General features: G+C 71.2%; 19 protein-coding genes. 6 read left to right on the plus strand and 13 right to left on the minus strand.

The genetic code is table 11. The annotated features are described in order from the left end of the window. Window positions 1–4 precede the first annotated feature (4 nt). Window positions 5–862, minus strand: a complete 858-nt coding sequence (locus O7617_RS11060) for a 3-hydroxyacyl-CoA dehydrogenase family protein (protein ID WP_282263283.1) — start codon at window positions 860–862, stop codon at window positions 5–7. Between the two features lie 177 nt (window positions 863–1,039). Here O7617_RS11060 and O7617_RS11065 point away from each other — a divergent pair, with 177 nt between their 5' ends. Then, window positions 1,040–1,327, plus strand: a complete 288-nt coding sequence (locus tag O7617_RS11065) for a hypothetical protein (RefSeq protein WP_282263284.1) — start codon at window positions 1,040–1,042, stop codon at window positions 1,325–1,327. 43 nt (window positions 1,328–1,370) lie between these two features. Here O7617_RS11065 and O7617_RS11070 read toward each other — a convergent pair whose 3' ends face one another. Further along, window positions 1,371–2,150, minus strand: a complete 780-nt coding sequence (locus tag O7617_RS11070; RefSeq protein ID WP_282263285.1) for a class I SAM-dependent methyltransferase — start codon at window positions 2,148–2,150, stop codon at window positions 1,371–1,373. A 53-nt stretch (window positions 2,151–2,203) separates the two neighbouring features. On the opposite strand from O7617_RS11070, the gene O7617_RS11075 reads away from it, so the two are divergent. Further along, window positions 2,204–2,593 (plus strand): PPOX class F420-dependent oxidoreductase, encoded by a 390-nt coding sequence (locus tag O7617_RS11075; protein ID WP_282263287.1) that lies wholly within the window; start codon window positions 2,204–2,206, stop codon window positions 2,591–2,593. Window positions 2,594–2,667: 74 nt separating this feature from the next. Here O7617_RS11075 and O7617_RS11080 read toward each other — a convergent pair whose 3' ends face one another. Together O7617_RS11080 and O7617_RS11085 are read right to left on the minus strand one after the other, a co-directional pair. Further along, complete coding sequence (locus O7617_RS11080; protein WP_007073996.1) at window positions 2,668–2,877, minus strand: BldC family transcriptional regulator; 210 nt, start codon at window positions 2,875–2,877, stop codon at window positions 2,668–2,670. A gap of 251 nt (window positions 2,878–3,128) precedes the next feature. After that, window positions 3,129–3,968, minus strand: coding sequence for a hypothetical protein (locus O7617_RS11085; RefSeq protein ID WP_282264704.1), 840 nt, complete (start codon window positions 3,966–3,968; stop codon window positions 3,129–3,131). Window positions 3,969–4,161: 193 nt separating this feature from the next. Here O7617_RS11085 and O7617_RS11090 point away from each other — a divergent pair, with 193 nt between their 5' ends. Then, window positions 4,162–5,244 (plus strand): Glu/Leu/Phe/Val dehydrogenase, encoded by a 1,083-nt coding sequence (locus O7617_RS11090; RefSeq protein WP_282263290.1) that lies wholly within the window; start codon window positions 4,162–4,164, stop codon window positions 5,242–5,244. A gap of 303 nt (window positions 5,245–5,547) precedes the next feature. Next, the gene (locus tag O7617_RS11095; RefSeq protein WP_030332207.1) at window positions 5,548–5,763 is read left to right on the plus strand and encodes a DUF3073 domain-containing protein; all 216 of its coding nucleotides are present in this window, start codon (window positions 5,548–5,550) and stop codon (window positions 5,761–5,763) included. A 135-nt stretch (window positions 5,764–5,898) separates the two neighbouring features. On the opposite strand, the gene amcA is transcribed toward O7617_RS11095, so the two are convergent. From amcA to O7617_RS11120, 5 genes are all read right to left on the minus strand, one after another. Continuing rightward, window positions 5,899–6,126, minus strand: coding sequence for a multiple cyclophane-containing RiPP AmcA (amcA, locus tag O7617_RS11100; RefSeq protein WP_282263292.1), 228 nt, complete (start codon window positions 6,124–6,126; stop codon window positions 5,899–5,901). Further along, a complete protein-coding gene (amcB, locus tag O7617_RS11105) occupies window positions 6,107–7,198 on the minus strand; it encodes a cyclophane-forming radical SAM peptide maturase AmcB (protein WP_348774191.1) in 1,092 nt (363 codons plus the stop codon). Before amcB ends, amcA begins: the two co-directional genes overlap by 20 nt. 131 nt (window positions 7,199–7,329) lie before the next feature. Beyond that, a complete protein-coding gene (purM, locus tag O7617_RS11110; RefSeq protein WP_282263295.1) occupies window positions 7,330–8,484 on the minus strand; it encodes a phosphoribosylformylglycinamidine cyclo-ligase in 1,155 nt (384 codons plus the stop codon). Window positions 8,485–8,541: 57 nt separating this feature from the next. Then, entirely contained in the window at window positions 8,542–10,080 is a 1,539-nt protein-coding gene (gene purF / locus O7617_RS11115; RefSeq protein ID WP_282263296.1) for an amidophosphoribosyltransferase, read from the minus strand. Between the two features lie 158 nt (window positions 10,081–10,238). Then, window positions 10,239–10,601 (minus strand): sterol carrier family protein, encoded by a 363-nt coding sequence (locus O7617_RS11120; protein ID WP_282263297.1) that lies wholly within the window; start codon window positions 10,599–10,601, stop codon window positions 10,239–10,241. Window positions 10,602–10,762: 161 nt separating this feature from the next. Here O7617_RS11120 and O7617_RS11125 point away from each other — a divergent pair, with 161 nt between their 5' ends. Beyond that, on the plus strand, window positions 10,763–12,772 hold the full coding sequence (locus O7617_RS11125; protein ID WP_282263298.1) for a carboxypeptidase regulatory-like domain-containing protein: 2,010 nt from the start codon (window positions 10,763–10,765) through the stop codon (window positions 12,770–12,772). Window positions 12,773–12,949: 177 nt separating this feature from the next. On the opposite strand, the gene O7617_RS11130 is transcribed toward O7617_RS11125, so the two are convergent. From O7617_RS11130 to purS, 4 genes are all read right to left on the minus strand, one after another. Then, the gene (locus O7617_RS11130) at window positions 12,950–13,705 is read right to left on the minus strand and encodes a 2-phosphosulfolactate phosphatase (protein WP_282263300.1); all 756 of its coding nucleotides are present in this window, start codon (window positions 13,703–13,705) and stop codon (window positions 12,950–12,952) included. Window positions 13,706–13,709: 4 nt separating this feature from the next. Next, window positions 13,710–16,388, minus strand: coding sequence for a phosphoribosylformylglycinamidine synthase subunit PurL (gene purL, locus O7617_RS11135; protein WP_282263301.1), 2,679 nt, complete (start codon window positions 16,386–16,388; stop codon window positions 13,710–13,712). 88 nt (window positions 16,389–16,476) lie between these two features. Next, window positions 16,477–17,160: a phosphoribosylformylglycinamidine synthase subunit PurQ gene (purQ, locus tag O7617_RS11140; protein WP_282263302.1), complete on the minus strand. Its 684-nt coding sequence runs from the start codon at window positions 17,158–17,160 to the stop codon at window positions 16,477–16,479. Then, on the minus strand, window positions 17,157–17,420 hold the full coding sequence (purS, locus tag O7617_RS11145; protein WP_282263304.1) for a phosphoribosylformylglycinamidine synthase subunit PurS: 264 nt from the start codon (window positions 17,418–17,420) through the stop codon (window positions 17,157–17,159). The genes purQ and purS overlap by 4 nt, the downstream gene beginning before the upstream one ends. Before the next feature lie 356 nt (window positions 17,421–17,776). Here purS and O7617_RS11150 point away from each other — a divergent pair, with 356 nt between their 5' ends. Next, window positions 17,777–18,460, plus strand: coding sequence for a trypsin-like serine protease (locus O7617_RS11150; protein ID WP_282263306.1), 684 nt, complete (start codon window positions 17,777–17,779; stop codon window positions 18,458–18,460). The last annotated feature ends 24 nt before the right edge of the window (window positions 18,461–18,484 follow it).

The raw sequence follows: 18,484 nt of genomic DNA on the forward strand, positions 1-18,484 counted from the left end.
GCACTCACTGTTTGACGCCGCCTTCCCAGCGGTAGAAGCCCCGCCCCGACTTCTTACCCAGCCGCCCCTCGGCCACCATCTCCACGAGCAGGGGCGGCGGGGCGAACCGCTCCCCGTACGCGGCCTGGAGGGTGCGGGCGATGTCCAGCCGCACGTCCAGACCGACCAGGTCGGTGAGTTCCAGCGGGCCGATCGGGTGCCGATAGCCCAACACCATGGCCTTGTCGATGTCGGCCGGGTCGGCCACCCCGTCGGCCACCATCCGGATCGCCTCCAACCCGAGGGTGACGCCGAGTCGTGACGTGGCGAAGCCGGGCATGTCGCGTACCACGACGGCGTCCTTGCCCAACCGGCCGGCGAGCGCGACGGCCGCCGTCGTGGTCTCCTCGGCGGTGGCCGGGCCGACCACGATCTCCAGGAGCGCCATCGCCCAGACCGGGTTGAAGAAGTGCAGGCCGAGGAAGCGCTCGGGCGCGTCCAGCCCGTCGGCCAGCTCCCCGATCGAGATGCTGGAGGTGTTGCTGCCCAGCAGAGCCGGGCGCAGGGCGGCGGCGTCGCGCAGCACCGCCCGTTTCAGGTCCAGCCGCTCCGGCACCGCCTCGACGATCACCTCGGGGGTCGGGGCGACGTCGGCCAACGTCGGACGAAGGATGATCCGTTGCCGGTTCGCCGCGGCCTCGTCGGCGCTCAACCTCCCGCGCTGCACCGCCCGCTCCCACAGGTCGGCGAGCCGGTTCAACGCGGAGGCGCCCCGCTCCGGGTCCACCTCGACCAACTCCACGGCGTGCCCGGTCCCGGCCGCCACGTACGCGATGCCGAGGCCCATCGTGCCGGCACCGACGACCACGAAACGATCGCTCATCACGCCTCCCTGTCCGACCCGACGGCGCGCGGGGTCTCCGCCACGCCGACCCGGGTGTCCCGCCCGTTCCGCTCGCTCATGGTGCGACCCTATGCAGCACGCCGATCCCCGCCATGCGTGGGGGAGCGCGGGATCGGGTAATGACGGCCCGTCAACCGAGGGAAGGACCGCATCGACATGAGCCAGGCACCGGAGAGCGTCACTGACGGGGAGATCGTGGAGACTCGGGGCGAGGAGCGGGTCGAGCTGCTGCGCGCCGACACCAACAACGACGGCAAGACCGACGTGTGGGTGGTGGACACCGACGGCGACGGCAAGGCCGACCTGTTCCAGTTCGACACCGACGGTGACGGCAAGGTGGACATCACCATGGTCGACATCGACGAGGACGGCACCCCGGACGAGGTGGTCGACGGCGACGGCGGTCTGCCGCCCGAGCAGCTTCCCCCGACCGTCCAGGTCTGAGCCGTACGACGGCCTCCGCGCCGGCCGGCGCGGAGGCCGTCGTTCAGTCGGCCAGGCGCAGGGTGGCGAGGTAGTAGGGCGCGTCCCGGTCGTCCACATCGGTGAGCCGCCAGCCGGTGCCGTGCACCAGCGAGGCGAACTCGTCCGCCGAACAGACCAGGTAGTCGAACCACTCGGTGCTCAACTCGCGGTAACGCAGCCGGAGCCGGAGTTGGCCGCCGAGCCGCCCTCGGCGGCGGTTGCGGTCGTGGTAGCCGGTGTGCACCGGGTCACGCGTGCCGTACGGGTCGGTGCCGTGCGCGATGATCTGCGCGCCCGGTCGGGCCAGCGCGGCGAGCGCGGCGAGGAACTCGGGTGCCCGTTCCCGGCCCTCGAACAGCCCGAGATTGTTGCCCAACAGCAGGAACGTGTCGTACCGCCGACCGTCGGCCACGTGCGTGTCGACGGTGCCGTGCACCAGACGCCGGACACCGCGACGCCGGCTCACCGCGAGTGCGCCCGCGGAGGTGTCCAGGCCGGTGACCGGCACGCCGCGCTCCTGGAGCAGCAGGGCGATCCGCCCGGCGCCGGTGCCGACGTCGAGCGTCTCGCCACGGACCCGGTCCACCGCTCGGTGGTCGTACGGCTGCCAGTCCTGCGGTTCGTCGAGGTAGTGCGCGGCCGGCGCACCGTTGACCAGCCCGTCGTCCCGTTCGATGATCTCGATGACCGGTCGGGGCAGTCGACCGCCGACCAGCGGTCGGGGGCCCACTCCGGTGGCCACTGCGAGAGTGTCCCGCAGCAGCTCACCGACCACGTCACCGATTCGAGGCTGCACCGTCACGGCGTTCACGCTATCCGGCTACTCAGTCGCCGCAGCGGTCGTATCCTGGCGGCGTGACCATGCTGGACCGGCTGTCGGCCGAGAAGTACATCCTGCTCACGACCTTCCGCAAGGACGGTCGGGCGGTGCCGACGCCGGTGTGGGCGGTACGCGACGGCGACGCGTTGGCGGTCTGGACCCGGGCCGACTCGGGCAAGGTCAAGCGGATCCGCAACAACGGCGAGGTGACAGTCGCCCCGTGCGACGTACGGGGCCGGCCACACGGGGCGGAGGTGCCGGCTCACGCGACGCTCTACGGCAGTGGTGACATCGGCCGGGTCCGTGACCTGCTCAAGCACAAGTACCGCCTGATCGGTCGGCTGAGCCTGCTGGGCAGCCGGCTCCGCCGGGGCGAGGGCGGCACGGTCGGCATCCGGGTGACGCTGGCCGAAACGCGGCGCTGAGACCTGTCGCGGGCGTGGAAAGGGGCGGCGGATCGAGATCCACCGCCCCTGCCCGGAAAGAAACTGGTGCCGACTCAGTCGCCCTGTCGCTGCTGCGGGATCTGACCCTGCAACAGCGCCCTGACCTCCGACTCGCGGTACCGGCGGTGGCCACCCAGGGTGCGGATGGCACTGAGCTTGCCGGCCTTGGCCCACCGGGTCACCGTCTTCGGGTCGACACGGAACATCGACGCCACCTCGGCCGGTGTCAGTAGCGGCTCTGGTTCGTGCGTTCGCGATGCCATCGGTCACTCCTCCACATGTATAGACATCGGCCGGGGTCCCGCCGGCCGACGCGTCTCCCATGGTCCGGCTAGTCCCCGATGTCCGACATGGGCCGAACGGATGAAGGTCCCTAGACGGACGGATGAACCATGCCCGATTTTTACGACTTTTACACGGCAGAAAGTACCTTATTCGGACTCATGATCACGGTTCGTGATGCGTCAACTACGAGTGCACCTCACCTTGGGAGCGCTCCTAAGGCGATTTGCCCCTAGTTGCACCGCTCCAACAACTGCACCGCGCGCCACCGGGCCACCAACTTGTCGTACGCGGCCGACGCCTCGTCGGCCTCGCCGCGCGAGAGCCCCGCGAGGCCACCGGCGACCAGCTCGGGAGAGTCGTCAGCCTGCAGGGTCTCGTCGGAGAGCAGGTCCACCAGGCCGCCGTAGTCCAACTCGACGACCGAGCGGGGATGGAACTCCTCCAACCAACGGGCCGCCTCCTCCACCGCCTCGGTGATCGGCGCGTCCCCCACCGACTTGCGCAGCACCGACAGTGCCCGCGAGGACCGACGACGGGCCTTGGAGATCTCCGTGCGGTAGCGCAGCGCGCGTCGGCCCGGCTGGGTGACCAGGTCCCGCTCGGCCGGCTCGAAGAGCACGAACCACCGCAGCGGCACCCCCCACGTGGCGATCTGCTCGTGCACCCGGGGCACCCCGTGCTCCAGCACCCGCGCGCCGCTGCGCCAGTCGTCGACGACCGCCCTGGCCTGCCCGGCGAGCACCGGCGGGACGAAGGCGTCGGCCAGCACCGAGGGCACGCCGTCCCGCGCGCTGAGCGCCGCCTCGGCGACCCGGATCCGCAGGTTCCACGGGCAGACCAGCAGGCTGTCGTCCGTCTCCAGGACGTACGCCTCCTCCGGCAGATCGGGCAGGCGGGTCCAGCCCGCGCCCAGCGCCTCGATCACCGCCGTCCGCTGCCGGCCGGGCCCCTCGACGGGGGCGATCGCCCGCCCCTCCGAGACGTAACGGCGCCAGTAGCTCTGCCGGTCCCGGTCGAAGGCGGTCAACGGCTCGTACACGCGCAGGTAAGAAGCGAAGAGCGACGGCACGGCGCGATCCTCCCACGAACCGTGGCCGTACGCGGTCAGCGGCCGGACCGCGCGCGCCGCAACGTGGGACGACGGCGGCGCGTCGAGCACCTTCACGGCGGCCGATACTAGGCTCGATCACACCGGCAGCATCCCCGCCGGGGTCCACCAGGTCCGCGTCCCACAAGGGCGCACACCACTCCAGGAGCCAACCATGGGCGTATTCGCGAGCACCGACGACCCGGTATCGACCGGCCACGAACAGGTCGTGTTCTGCCAGGACAAGCAGAGCGGCCTGAAGGCGATCATCGGGATCTACTCCACCGCGCTGGGGCCGGCGCTCGGCGGCACCCGCTTCTACCCGTACGCCGGCGAGGAGGACGCCCTCGCCGACGTGCTGGACCTGTCCCGCGGGATGGCGTACAAGAACGCGCTCGCCGGCCTGGACCTGGGCGGTGGCAAGGCCGTCATCTGGGGCGACCCGGAGCAGATCAAGACCGAGGCGCTGCTGCGCGCGTACGGGCGCTTCGTGGAGTCGCTGGGCGGTCGCTACTACACCGCCTGCGACGTCGGCACCTACGTGGCGGACATGGACGTCGTGGCCCGGGAGACCCGCTACGTGACCGGTCGCAGCGTCGAGCACGGCGGCGCCGGTGACTCGTCGATCCTCACCGCCTGGGGCGTCTTCCAGGGCATGCGGGCTGCCGCCGAGCACGTCTGGGGCACCCCGAGCCTGCGGGGCCGCCGGGTCGGCGTGGCCGGCCTGGGCAAGGTCGGCAAGTACCTCACCGGGCACCTGCTGGAGGACGGCGCCGAGGTGGTGGCCACCGACGTCAACCCGAAGGCGCTGGAGTGGGTGCGCAGCAACCACCCGCAGGTCACCCTGGTGGACGACGCGAGCGCGCTGGTCGCCGCGGACATCGACGTGTACGCGCCGTGCGCGCTGGGCGGCGCCCTGAACGACGACACCGTGCCGGCACTGCGCGCCAAGGTGGTGGCCGGCGCGGCGAACAACCAGCTCGCCCACCCGGGCATCGAGAAGCTGCTGGCCGACCGGGGTATCCTCTACACGCCCGACTACGTGGTCAACGCCGGTGGCGTGATCCAGGTCGCCGACGAGATCGAGGGCTTCAACTTCGACCGGGCGAAGCTCCGGGCGACCCGGATCTACGACACCACCGGCGAGATCCTCCGGCTGGCGGACGCCGAGGGCGTCCCGCCCGCGGTGGCCGCCGACCGGCTGGCCGAGCGACGGATGGCGGAGATCGGCCGACTGCGCGGGATCCACCTGCGCTGAGCGTCCCCGGAGGCGGGTCGACGGGATCCGCCTCCGGGCCTCCGGTACGGGCACGGCTGGGTAAGCTGAGGGCCAGATCGAATTTTTGGTGCGGTTTGTCCGGTGTCACGGGTGCTAACCGTTCCGCTCCTTACCCGGTACACTGGGTGACGGCCGGATCGACGCGACGCGCAGAGCCGGCTGACGGTAACCCGAGGTGCCGAACGGTGGCATCCCCATGTACCGTAAGAGCCACGAGAGATGCCTGACGTCATCGGGGCCCGCCTTCGGGCTGCCCCGCATTCTGTGCGAGGGGGTCGAGCCATGGGGCGCGGCCGTGCTAAGGCCAAGCAGACGAAGGTGGCCCGGGAGTTGAAGTACCACTCCCCGAACACCGACCTCACCGCCTTGCAGCGCGAACTGGCGGGTGCTGGTAAGTCTGAGCACCACTTCGACGACGACTCTAAAGAGTTCGTCGACGACGATGATGAGGATCACGCGGACGACGACCCGGATCCCTGGGTCCGTCCGACTCGTTGACCTCTCGACGCAGCTGAGCACGCGGTAATCCCCGCGTGCTCACGCACGTCCCGTGCAGGTGCAGTCGCCGACGATCAGGGGCCTGACCCGACCGGAACCACTCCGGCCGCTCGACAGGCCCCTGATCACGGTCCCTCAGCGCGGGCGGTTGTTCCAGTTGTAGAACGTCGGGATGTTCTCGAAGTGGTTCCAGGCGCAGACAGCGCTCGCGCCGTCGCCACCTGACACCTCCGAACGCCGGCGTCGCGCGGCCTCGGCCTCGCGCAACAGCGCGACGAGGGCAGGAGCAGCCTCCCGCACGCGCTCGTCGACTCGGTCATCCGCTGCGCGCTCGGGCCGCCGGTCACTGGTGCTCTCGGGCATGCTCCAACACTCCCTCCAATAGGCGGATCTTGCTGTTGCGGCAGTGCTCGGTCTCCGTACCGTCGAAACGCCCCAGCTCGAAGTAGCGGTTGGCGGCATGGCCGCCCCCGCAGAAGCCGAAGTAGGGGCAGGACACCCGGCACGCCTCCACACCGGTCAGGAACTCCTCCACCCACGGCGTGGCCGCCGCCGCGCCGAGGATGTCCGCCAGTGGGGTTCTCAGGACGTTGCCGCTGCTGAAATCGCCGTACCGCGGGTCCTCGAAACCAGCCAACTCCGGGGACAACACGATCACCGAACCGTCGTGACCGATCGTCGGGATCGGGTCCAGTCGGCGGGGCAGCACACCGTCGGCCGAGCCGTCGAGCACCGCCGCGGCGTACCGCAACGACCATTCGACCTCGCGGAGGTGGATGCGGGGCGCGCGACGCCACGCCGCGACCAGCTCCGCCCAGAACGCGGTCACCGCCGACTCCTCGTGGCGGTTGTCCCGCGTGTTGACTCCCTCGGTCTCCTCGATGTTGACGCCCAACACGTCGCAGCCCAGGTCGAGGAAGTAGTCGTACAGCTCGGTGGCCAACCCGCGCTCCGGCCGGGACACCACGGCCAGGGCGGAGAAGGGCAGACCCCGTCGGCGCAGCGCCGCGACGCCGCGCACGATCCGGTCGTACGCCGGCCGGCCTCCCCGGTTGACCCGATCACCGTTGCGCGCCCGCGGCCCGTCGACGCTCACGCTCACCCGCATCTCGTGCCGGGCGAAGAAGTCGCACCACTCGTCGTCGATCAGGGTGGCGTTGGTCTGCACGTGGTGCTCGACCTCGGGCCCGAACGGCGCGATCAGGTCGGCCAGGTGCTCCCGGCCGGCGGCCAACGGTTCGCCACCGTGCCACACCACCGAGAACCGGCCGGCCGCCGCCCAGGGGTTGACCGCCGCCGCCACCGCCTCGGCCACCGCCACCGGCATGCGCTGGTCGGTGGCCCGGAACGGAAGGTAGCAGTACGCGCAGTCGAGGTTGCAGAGGGTCGTGGGCTGCATGACGACGTACGACGGGACGGCGGCAAGACCGCGCATCCCGCTGAACGACTGTCCCCGAGCAGCCATCACCCTCCTCCGCCTAGCCTGAGGGGTGCCCTTCAGGCTAGGCGGCATTGGCCACTCGGGTGAAGCCCTGATCAGGTGCCCGTACGATCACCGGAGGGTGATCATCCCCGGGTGTGCTGACCGACCATCTGCACGTTGCCGGTGCCCTCGATGATCTCGCCGGCCTGCCACGCCTCGACCCCACGGCCGGTCAGCGTGGCCAGCGCCCGGTCGGCGTCCTCGGCCGACACGATCGCGAACATGCCGACGCCCATGTTGAAGGTCGACTCCATGTCCTGATCGTCGATCCGACCCTTGGTCTGGATCAGGTCGAAGATCGGCTGCGGCTTCCAGGTGGACCGGTTGACCACCGCGTCGACGTGCTCGGGCAGTACCCGGACCAGGTTGCCGGGGATGCCGCCGCCGGTGATGTGGGACAGCGCCCGCACCTCGGCCTCGGCGATCAGCTTGAGGCAGTCCTTGGCGTAGATCTTGGTGGGGGTGAGGAGTTCCTCGCCCAGGGTCCGCTGCCGACCGAAGTCGTCGATGACGATGTCCAGACGCATCCGGGCCGCGCCGAGGAGCACGTGCCGGACCAGCGAGTAGCCGTTGGAGTGCAGGCCGGAGGAGCGCATCGCGATCACCACGTCGCCCACCTCGACCCGCTCCGGGCTGAGGATGTCGGCCTCCTCGACCACGCCGACGCCGGTCGCGGAGATGTCGTACTCGTCCGGGCGGAGCACGCCCGGGTGCTCGGCGGTCTCGCCGCCCAGCAGGGCGCAGCCGGCGTAGCGGCAGCCGTCGGCGATGCCCGCTCCGATCTCGGCGACCTTGTCCGGCACGACCTCGCCGGTGGCGATGTAGTCGAGCAGGAACAGCGGCTCGGCGCCGCAGGCCACCAGGTCGTCCACGACCATCGCCACCAGGTCGATGCCGACCGTGTCGTGGATGTCCATCTGCTGAGCGATCACCAGCTTGGTGCCCACCCCGTCGGTGGAGGACGCCAGGATCGGGTTCTTGTACTTCTTCGTGTCCAGCCGGAACAGGCCGGCGAAGCCGCCGAGGTCACCCAGCACCTCGGGCCGGCGGGTCTGCCGGACCTTCGACTTGAGCAACTCCACCGCGCGGTCGCCCGCGTCGATGGAGACCCCGGCATCGGCGTACGAGACCGAGCGTTTGCGCGGCTGACGGCCGGCACCGCCCGTCCACGGCTGACGGTCGCCGCCGGCGCCGGTCGGGCTGCTTCCTGCGCCGCTGCGCTCGGACACGTGCGTCACGGTTCTCCCCTTTGGTTCTCGGTGCCGCCGGCGGTAGCCGGGCCGCGCCGGTTGGTGCTACGGGCGGTTTGCGGTAACGCCACCCGGAGTGGCGACGGACGAGCCGTTCGTGTGCGGGCCTTCCAACGCCGAGTTGGCGACGCGTCGGCTCACACCTTCGAGCACGTGCTTGCCGATCAGGTTGCCGGCCGGCAGCTCGATCGGGTACTCCCCATCGAAACACGCCCGACACAACCGGGTCTTCGGCTGCTCGGTCGCGGCGATCAGGCCGGGAAGCGAAACGTAGCCCAGCGTGTCGGCGCCGATGGAGCGCCGGATGCCGTCGTTGTCCAACCCGTTGGCCAGCAGCTCCGCCCGGGTGGCGAAGTCGATGCCGTAGAAGCACGGCCAGCTGACCGGCGGCGAGGAGATCCGGACGTGCACCTCGAGCGCCCCTGCCTCACGCAGCATCCGCACGATGGCGCGCTGGGTGTTGCCGCGAACGATCGAGTCGTCCACGACCACCAGGCGCTTACCCCGGACGTTCTCCCGCAGCGGGTTGAGCTTGAGCCGGATGCCGAGCTGACGCAGGGTCTGCGACGGCTGGATGAAGGTGCGACCCACGTACGGGTTCTTCATCAGGCCGGCGCCGTAGGTGATGCCGGACGCCTCCGCGTAGCCGATCGCGGCCGGGGTGCCCGACTCGGGCACCGGGATCACCAGGTCGGCCTCGACCGGGTGCTCCTTGGCCAACTGCCGACCGATCTGCACCCGCGCCGCGTGGACGTTGCGCCCGGCGATGGTGGCGTCCGGGCGCGCGATGTAGACGTACTCGAAGAGGCAGCCCTTCGGCTCAGGCACGGCGAACCGGGTGGAGCGCAGGCCGTTCTCGTCGATCGCGATCAGCTCACCCGGCTCGACCTCGCGCACCACGCTGGCACCGACGATGTCCAGTGCGGCGGTCTCGCTGGCCACCACCCAGCCCCGCTCCAGGCGGCCCAGCACCAGCGGGCGGACACCGTGCGGGTCGCGGGCCGCGTAGAGGGTGGACTCATCCATGAAGACGAAGCTGAACGCACCACGCAGCTGAGGCAGAACCTCCAGCGCCGCCGCCTCGACCGACAGATCCGGTCGACCGGCCAGCAGCATCGTCACCAGGGAGGTGTCGTTGGTCGAGCCGTCCGCGACGAGGCCGCGCTCGGCGACCTCCTTCTCCAACTCGGTTGTGTTGACCAGGTTGCCGTTGTGCGCCAACGCGATGGTCGTGCCCGAGGTGGTGGAACGGATCGTCGGCTGGGCGTTCTCCCAGTTCGACGCGCCGGTGGTGGAGTAACGGGCATGCCCGATGGCCAGGTGGCCACGCAGGCTCGCCAGGGTGGGCTCGTCGAAGACCTGGGCCACCAGGCCGAGATCCTTGTAGACCACCACGCCGGAACCATCGCTCACCGCGATGCCCGCCGCCTCCTGCCCACGGTGTTGCAGGGCGTAGAGGCCGAAGTAGGTCAGGTTCGCGACCTCTTCGCCGGGGGCCCAGACGCCGAAGACGCCACAGGCGTCCTGGGGGCCAGGTCGTTGGGGGTCAAGGTCGTGGCTCAGCCGGCCGTCGCCTCGGGGCACCTACCGCTCCCTCATGCTGGTCTGGACCGGCCGGGCGGGATCACGGGCGGATCCACACTTCTCTGCCGGGACCACTGTCGTCGCCTGACAGTGTACGCGAATCGCTATCAACACAGATAGTCATGATTTCTGCGCTGAGTGTCACGGTGAGTAGGACATCAAGACAATTCGAGGGGCAGATACGCCGAGAGGTCCGCCCGGACGCCGCTCATCTGGACGCGACCCTCGGCGACCGCCTCCGCCCAACCGATCCTCCCGGTCGCCACCATCAGCCACGTTTCCGGAGCCATCTCGACCACGTTCGGCGGATTTCCCCTGGTGTGTCGAGGTCCGGGTACGCACTGGATCGCCCCGTATGGTGGGACGCGCACCTCCACCGATCGGCCGGGGGCGCGCTCCGCGAGGACGGCCAACAACGACCTGACCGCCTCTCGGAACACTGTCCGTTCGGGCCTAGACCCCTCGTCGAGGGCCGACAACGCGGCGGCTACGGCAGCGGACTTACTGTGCGGAGAGGACACGACGGGACGATACGACCCGCAGGCCGACTACCCGACGCCAGCCCTGGGTCGCGCCGATCCAGTCGGACAAGGCATAGTTGCCGACGGCGTATTCGAACCGTGATGATCCCCGGCCCGGCGCCCCGCCGGCGAGAGGGAAGTCAGCCCGGAAGGCGGTGGACGTGTCAACACACCGACGTGCCTGGAAGCAGCGGGCCGGTGTGGTCGTAGCGCTGGTTGCCGGCGCTCTGCTCGCCGTCCCCGCCACACCAGCCCTCGCCGCAAGCGTCGAGGTATCCCCGAACTCGGTGACCGTCAACGCCGGCAGCGACGCCACAGTCACCGTGCGCGTCACGCCCGGTGACGGCGACCGCTCGGCGAAGATCAGCCTCTCCGGCCTTCCGTCGGGCACCAGCTGCGCCAGCGGTTGTGGCGAGATCGAGTTCCAGGGTCTGGGTAACCAGCCCAAGTCGCAACTCGTCCGCATCGCGGCCAACGACAACGCCGGTAACGCGAACGCCACCGTCACCGTGGCCGTCGAGGCCGACTCCGGCCCGAACACCGCGACCTTCGCGCTGACCGTCAAGGGCAAGGCCGCTCCGCCGCAGGTGCAGACCGTGCAATCGGTCTCCGGCAAGGTGGTCGCGCAGGCCGACGGCAAGGCCGTCCCCAACGCGGTGGTCATGCTGCTGGACAGCACCGGCAAGCGCTTCGACACCACCAGCGACGGCAGCGGCAACTTCCGCTTCACGGGCACCACCGGCAACCCGATCGCACCGGGTCGGCTCGACCTGGGTGCGAGCTTCGACAACGTGGTGGCCCGCAAGACCATCAACGCCGCAGCCGGGCAGTCCCTGACCGGTCAACGCATCAGTCTCGCGATCAAGACCGAGGTAACGCCCAGCCCCACCCCGTCGGCCAGCACCGACGCGACTCCCACCGACGAGGCGACCGAGGAGGGCACCGAGGAGGAGCCCACCGAGGACGCCAGCCCGGGTGCCCCGGCGAACGCCTCGAACAACGAGGACAGCGGTGGCGGCGCCGGTTCGTACCTGATCATCCTGCTCGGCGGTCTCCTGGTGGCCGCCGGTGTCGGCACCATCGTGCTGCTCTGGATGAAGCGCAAGGAGAACGGCGACGACGAAGACGGGGTTCCGGCTGCCGGTGGCCCGGTCCCGCCCACCCGCGGGGGCGGCTTCCGCGGTCCCGACGACCAGACCCGGGTGGTCGGTGGTCGGCCCGGCGGGGCGGACCCGACGATGGTCGGCGGCGCGGCGCTGAGCGAGGCCCCGACGATGATGCACCGCCCGGTCGTGGACGACGTCCCGCCGGACCCGTACGGCGCACCGGCGCCGACGTACGGCGGTGCGGGTCAGCAGGGCTGGGGCGGCGCCGGCTACGGCGATGAGCCGGGACCCGGTGGCTACGGTGCCGGCGGCTACGGCAACGCGCCCGCGTCGGGCGGCGGCTACGGTAACGCGCCCGCGTCGGGCGGCGGCTACGGCAACGACCCCGCTTCCGGCAGCGGTTACGGCGCCGGCGCGGCCGGTGACGGTTACGGTTCCGCGCCCAATTCCGGGGCCGGCTACGGCGGCGCGCCCACCTCCGGTGGCGGCTACGGCGGCCGGGACTACACCGCTCAGGCCGGTGCGGCCGGCTACCCGCCGGCTCCCGCCGGCGGCGGAGCCTACGGAGAGCGGTACGACGAGCCGACCGGCCGTTACACCGGCGACAACACCCAGTACCCGGCCCCGGCCGACCCGTACGCGACAGGTGTCTACCAGCCCGAACAGGGGCAGGGATACGGCCAGCCGGACTCGGCCCCGTACGGCGGCGGACGGGCCGCCGAGCCCACCGCAGGGTATGGCGGCCAGCCAGCCGGTGGCTACGACCAGGGTGGCTACGGGCAGTCGGCCGGTGGTTACGAGCCGCAGGGCGGCGGCTACGGCCAGGAACCTCCGCAGCAACGCGGCGGCTACGACGACCGGGGCTACGACCAGGGCGGCTACGGCCAGCAGGCCGGTGGGTACGACCAGGGCGGCTACGGCCAGGAACCCCCGCAGCAACGCGGCGGCTACGACGACCGGGGCTACGACCAGGGCGGCTACGGCCAGCAGGCCGGTCGGGCCCGACCGGATACCCCGCCGCCGACCGAGCGGGGCAGCCGACGCCTCGACTGGCTGGACGACTGACCGACCGACCACAACGCACGAAAACGGCCATCCGGATGACTCCGGGTGGCCGTTTCGTCTGCTCCACTCGGGTTTCAGGAAGTCGGGGTATCACCCGGACCCGGACACCCCGTTTTCCTGAAGGGCGAGTCGATCACCGCCGACGGCAGGCGTAGAAGGGCGGGCGACGCAAGCCGATCAGGCGGCGGAGAAGACGCCCTGGCGGAGCACCGGCACGACGTCCGACACGCCGACCCGGACGGCGACGTCGACGTCCGCGCCGAAGCCGCCCTCGGTCAACTCGCGCCCGGAGACGCTGCCCCGCACGGCGGCGGGCACGTCCGGAGTGCTCGCCAGCGCGGCGAGCGCCATCGCCGCCTCCACGGACAACCCGCCCGGCACTCCGGAGAGGGCGTCCAGCACCGAGGCGGCACCGAGTTGGTCCTCGACCGACGGGCGCAGCGACCCGTCCGGCCACCGTTCCCCGGAGGCGATCACGCCGATCGGGGCGTCCACAGTGCCGTACCCCTGGCGGCGCAGCCAACGCCCGACAGCGCCCGCGTTGCGCAGGCACGCCGCGACCACCGGCAGGCCGGTGGCACTGGCGGCGGCGCTGATGGCGGAACCGTTCGGCGAGGGCAGGACCAGGTCCGCCACCACCGGCGCGGCGACCAGCGCGGCCGGCGAGAGCGACCACGGATGGTCCGCGGTCACCTGCCGCCGACCCACCGCGGCGACCGCGCCGACGCGGAGCGCGTACTCGGCGGCCTGCTCACCCCAGGGGAACGGGTGCACCCGCATGCCACGGGCGACCGCCACCTCCACGGTGGTGGTGAACGACAGGACGTCCACCACCACCAGCGCCGCGCAGACCCGACCGAGTTCGGCCGCGCCGGTCAGGCCCCAGTCGAACCTGGCGCCCGAACCGGGTTGGCCGTAGACGGCGGCCGTCAACGCCTCAGCGCTCGTCAGGCGACGGCTCGGTGGCACCGGTGTCCGACTCGGTGGGCCCGTCGGAGGACTCCGATGCGATCGGTTCGACAGCGCCGGTCTCCGGGGAGGGGCCTGACGAAGCGATGGGCTCGGAGACCACCTCGGCCGGGTCCACCGGTGCGGCCTCCGCGTCCGGGACGACCGGCAGCGGTACGGCCTCGACCGCACCCGCCACACCGGCGGCCGGCGCGGGCACCTCGACGGCTGCCGAGCCCCCGAAGAGGCGCGGCAACGTCTCGGTGTGCGCGGCGCGCAGCTCGTCCAGGCCGATGCGGAACTGCCCGTGCACCTCGAGCGCGCCGCCGGACGGGTCGGTGACACCGATCAGCTCGAACGGCACGCCCCGCTCGGCGCAGAGCGCCGCGAACGCCTTGTCGTGGCCGCGCGGCACCGACACCAGCGCCCGCGTGGCGGACTCGCTGAACAGGTAGACGAACGGCATCGAACCCTCGGTGAACTGCTCCGGCACCGCGACCCGGGCGCCGACGCCGCGACGCAGGCAGGACTCGACCAGGCTCTGGGCGAGACCGCCGTCGGAGAGGTCGTGTGCCGAGCTGAGGTGCCCGACCCGGGCCGCCTCGGCCAGCAGGTCGGCGAGCGCCTTCTCGCGGAGCAGGTCGACCTGCGGCGGGATGCCACCGAGGTGCTCGTGCGTCACCCAGGCCCACTCCGAGCCGGACAGCTCGACGTTGGTCTCGCCGAGCAGGTAGAGCTGGTCGTGGTCGCCACCGGCGCGCGGCACGAAGCCCATCGGCACCCGGTCGGCGACGTTGTCCAGCACACCCAGCACGCCGACCACCGGGGTCGGGTGGATGGCCGCCGCGCCGGTCTGGTTGTAGAAGCTGACGTTGCCGCCGGTCACCGGGATGCCCAGCTCCAGGCAGCCGTCCGCGAGGCCACGGACGGCCTCGGCGAACTGCCACATGACGCCCGGGTCCTCGGGCGAGCCGAAGTTGAGGCAGTTGGTCACGGCGATCGGCTTCGCGCCGGTCACCGCCACGTTCCGGTACGCCTCGGCCAGGGCCAGCTTGGTGCCGTTGTACGGGTCCAGTCGGGCGTACCGACCGTTGCCGTCCACCGACAGCGCCACACCCAGCCCGGTGCGCTCGTCGATCCGGATCACGCCGCCGTCCTCCGGCTGGGCGAGCACGGTGTTGCCCAGCACATAGCGGTCGTACTGCTCGGTGACCCAGGTCTTGTCGGCCAGGTTCGGCGACGCGATCATGCGCAGCACGGTGTCCCGCAGCGCCTCCGGGTCGGCCGGGCGGGGCAGGGTCTCGGCCCGGTCCGCCTGGAGCAGGATCAGGTCGGCCGGCTCACGCATCGGCCGGGCGTAGACCGGGCCGTCGTCGACGAGCGAACCCGGGGGTACGTCGACGACCAGGTGGTCCTGCCAGGTGATCAGCAGCCGACCCGGACGCCCGTCCGGCTCCGGCGCGATGACCTCACCGATCGCGGTGGCGAGCACGCCCCACTTCTCGGCGGTCTTGAGCACCGCGTCGAGCTTGTCCGGCTCGACGACCAGCAGCATCCGCTCCTGCGACTCGCTGGCCAGGATCTCGTGCGGCTCCATCGAGGGCTCCCGCAGGGGCACCCGTTCCAGCCAGACCCGCATGCCGGTGCCGGCCGCGGCGGCGGTCTCGGTGAGCGCGCAGGTCAGGCCGGCGCCGCCGAGGTCCTGGATGCCGACGACCAGTTGGCCGTCGTACAGCTCAAGGCACGCCTCGATCAACAACTTCTCGGTGAACGGGTCGCCGACCTGCACGGCGGGGCGACGGGCCTCGCTGCCCTCGTCGAAGGTGGCGCTGGCCAGCACCGAAACGCCGCCGATGCCGTCGCGCCCGGTCTTGGCGCCCATCAGCACGACAACGTTGCCCGGGCCGGCAGCGGCCTTGTTCTGCAGCCGGTCGACCGGCAGCACGCCCAGGCAGAGCGCGTTGAGTAGCGGGTTGCCCTGGTACGAGGGGTCGAAGACCAACTCGCCACCGATGTTGGGCAGGCCGAGGCAGTTGCCGTAGCCGCCGACGCCGGCGACCACGCCGGTGAGGACCCGGGCGGTGTCCGGGTGGTCCGCGGCACCGAAACGCAGCGGGTCCATCACCGCGACCGGGCGGGCGCCCATGGCGAGGATGTCCCGGACGATGCCGCCGACACCGGTCGCCGCACCCTGGTACGGCTCGACGAAGCTCGGGTGGTTGTGCGACTCGACCTTGAAGGTCACCGCCAGCTCGTCGGAGATCTGCACGACACCGGCGTTCTCGCCGATGCCGGCGAGCAGCCTGTCGCTCTGCGGGGCCTTCTCACCGAACTGGCGCAGGTGCACCTTGCTCGACTTGTAGGAGCAGTGCTCGCTCCACATGATCGAGTACATGGCCAACTCGGACTGCGTGGGCCGGCGGTCGAGGATCTGCCGGATCCGCTCGTACTCGTCGTCGCGCAGGCCCAGCTCGGTGTACGGCTGGAGCTCGCCCGGGGTGCCACCGGCGCGCGGCACGGTGTCCACGCCCTCGGTCCACACGGCTGCGGCCGGCTGGGCGGCAGCGGCCGCCGGGGCGACGGGCTGCGCCGCGCTCGGCTCGGCCGGCTGCGCCGGGGCGGAGTACGCCTCCGGGTTGTCCCGTACCGGGTCCGGATGGGTGGTCATGACCTCTCCTCGCTGCGCTCGTGCCCGCCGGACCGGCGGTCGAGCAGACCGATGATCGTGACGCTGGTCACCGCGGCGCTCCTCGCACTCACGCGGGCGCCCCGACCAGGTGCTTGAGGACCGACGTGAAGAAGCCGAGGCCGTCCAGCGACGGGCCGGTCAGCGCCTCCACCGCGTGCTCGGGGTGCGGCATGATGCCGACCACGTTGCCGGCGGCGTTGGTGATCGCGGCGATGTCGCGCAGGGAGCCGTTCGGGTTGCCGCCGACGTAGCGGGCGACCACCCGGCCCTCGGCCTCGAGCTGGTCCAGGGTGGCGGTGTCCGCGACGTAGCAGCCCTCGCCGTTCTTGACCGGGACGAGCACCTCCTGGCCGGGCTGGAACGCGTTGGTCCACGCGGTGCCGGCCGACTCGATGCGCAGGACCTGGTCCCGGTTGCGGAAGTGCAGGTGCTGGTTGCGCGTGAGCGCGCCGGGCAGCAGATGCGCCTCGCAGAGGATCTGGAAGCCGTTGCAGATGCCGAGCACGGGCAGGCCACCCTGGGCGGCGTCCACGATCGTCTCCATCACCGGGGCGAACCGGGCGATGGCGCCGCAGCGCAGGTAGTCACCGTAGGAGAAGCCACCGGGCAGCACGACGGCGTCCACCCCGTGCAGGTCCGCGTCGCCGTGCCAGAGCCGGACCGGCTCGGCACCGGCGATCCGGACGGCCCGGGCCGCGTCCCCGTCGTCGAGCGAGCCCGGGAAGGTGACCACGCCGACCCGGGCGGTCACGAGCGGGCGCCCGCGGTCTCGTCGGCCTCGACCAGGCGGACGGTGAAGTCCTCGATGACCGGGTTGGCGAGCAACTTGTCGGCAATCTCCCGAGCGCGGTCCAGGTCCGGTTCACCGGTGAACTCGATCTCGATCCGCCTGCCGATCCGGACCGAGGCGACGTCACCGACGCCGAGCCGGGGCAGCGCGTTTGCGACGGCCTGGCCCTGCGGATCGAGGATCTCGGGCTTGAGCATGACGTCGACGACGACGCGAGGCACTGGGCACTCCTGACTGTGTACGCAGTTGGGTGCCGACCCACATGGGGCGAGCGCAGCCAGCGTACCTGGCAGATACGGCCACGGACGCACCGGCCGGGTGCAGTTCAAGCAGTGATCGACATTGCCCGCGCTCCCGACGCCCCGACAAGCGCGGCAGGTGGCCTCAGCAGGGCTTATACGACGCCACGGGAGGCCGAATCGTTACATTGAGTAACCTCGATCAAATCCTTGATAACGATCGGCGCGAGCCCTACTGTACATCGACGTAAGTCGATTGAGGCGACGGCGGGGACCTCCCGCCGTCGCCCATCCGCACCCGGCGACCCCGGGTCCGCCCCGTCCAAGGAGTCCACCCGATGCGCATCCGCCCCCTGCTCGCCGTCGTCAGCATCGCGATGGTCGGCGCCCTCGGCGCTACCTCCGGCGCGTCCGCCGCCCCGCCCGGCCCGCAACCCATCATCGGTGGCACCACCGTCTCGTCGGCGCCCTGGGCCGCCGCGGTGCTCAGCAACGGCTCGTTCACCTGCTCCGGCAGCGTCATCGCCGCGCAGTGGGTGCTCACCGCCCGGCACTGCATCAACGGCACCATGTCCGTCCGGATCGGCAGCGTGAACCGGACCTCCGGCGGGGTCACCCGCACGATCAGCGCCACCTACACCCGCTACGACCTGGCCCTCATGCGGCTCTCCAGCAGCGTCAGCACCTCCACGGTGAGCCTGGCCAACAGCAACCCGCCGATCAACTCGACGAACTCGATCTACGGGTGGGGCATGACCTGCTACAGCGGCTGCTCGGCGTCGACCCAGCTGAAGACCGCCACCGTCCGGGTGACCAGCAACAGCGTCACCGACGCGTACGGCGGGCAGGCGATCCGCAGCACCGAGATCAGCGGCAACGCCTGGCGGGGCGACTCGGGCGGCCCGCAGTTCTACAACGGCCAGCAGGTCGGCGTCGCCTCCACGGCCGACGGCTACAGCATCCAGAACTACGGCAGTGTCGCGTACAACCGGGCCTGGATCACCTCGGTGGCCGGAGTCTGACGGTTACCACCCGGAGCGGCGCGG

Source organism: Micromonospora sp. WMMD1155 (genome assembly GCF_029581275.1).
Taxonomy (GTDB): Bacteria; Actinomycetota; Actinomycetes; order Mycobacteriales; family Micromonosporaceae; genus Micromonospora.

Bases quoted from the DNA above. Each gene is read 5' to 3' on its own strand.
- O7617_RS11060 (WP_282263283.1), bottom strand. From the start codon at position 862: ATGAGCGATCGTTTCGTGGTCGTCGGTGCCGGCACGATGGGCCTCGGC.
- O7617_RS11065 (WP_282263284.1), top strand. From the start codon at position 1,040: ATGAGCCAGGCACCGGAGAGCGTCACTGACGGGGAGATCGTGGAGACT.
- O7617_RS11080 (WP_007073996.1), bottom strand. From the start codon at position 2,877: ATGGCATCGCGAACGCACGAACCAGAGCCGCTACTGACACCGGCCGAG.
- O7617_RS11090 (WP_282263290.1), top strand. From the start codon at position 4,162: ATGGGCGTATTCGCGAGCACCGACGACCCGGTATCGACCGGCCACGAA.
- O7617_RS11095 (WP_030332207.1), top strand. From the start codon at position 5,548: ATGGGGCGCGGCCGTGCTAAGGCCAAGCAGACGAAGGTGGCCCGGGAG.
- amcA (WP_282263292.1), bottom strand. From the start codon at position 6,126: ATGCCCGAGAGCACCAGTGACCGGCGGCCCGAGCGCGCAGCGGATGAC.
- amcB (WP_348774191.1), bottom strand. From the start codon at position 7,198: ATGCGCGGTCTTGCCGCCGTCCCGTCGTACGTCGTCATGCAGCCCACG.
- purL (WP_282263301.1), bottom strand. From the start codon at position 16,388: ATGACCACCCATCCGGACCCGGTACGGGACAACCCGGAGGCGTACTCC.
- O7617_RS11150 (WP_282263306.1), top strand. From the start codon at position 17,777: ATGCGCATCCGCCCCCTGCTCGCCGTCGTCAGCATCGCGATGGTCGGC.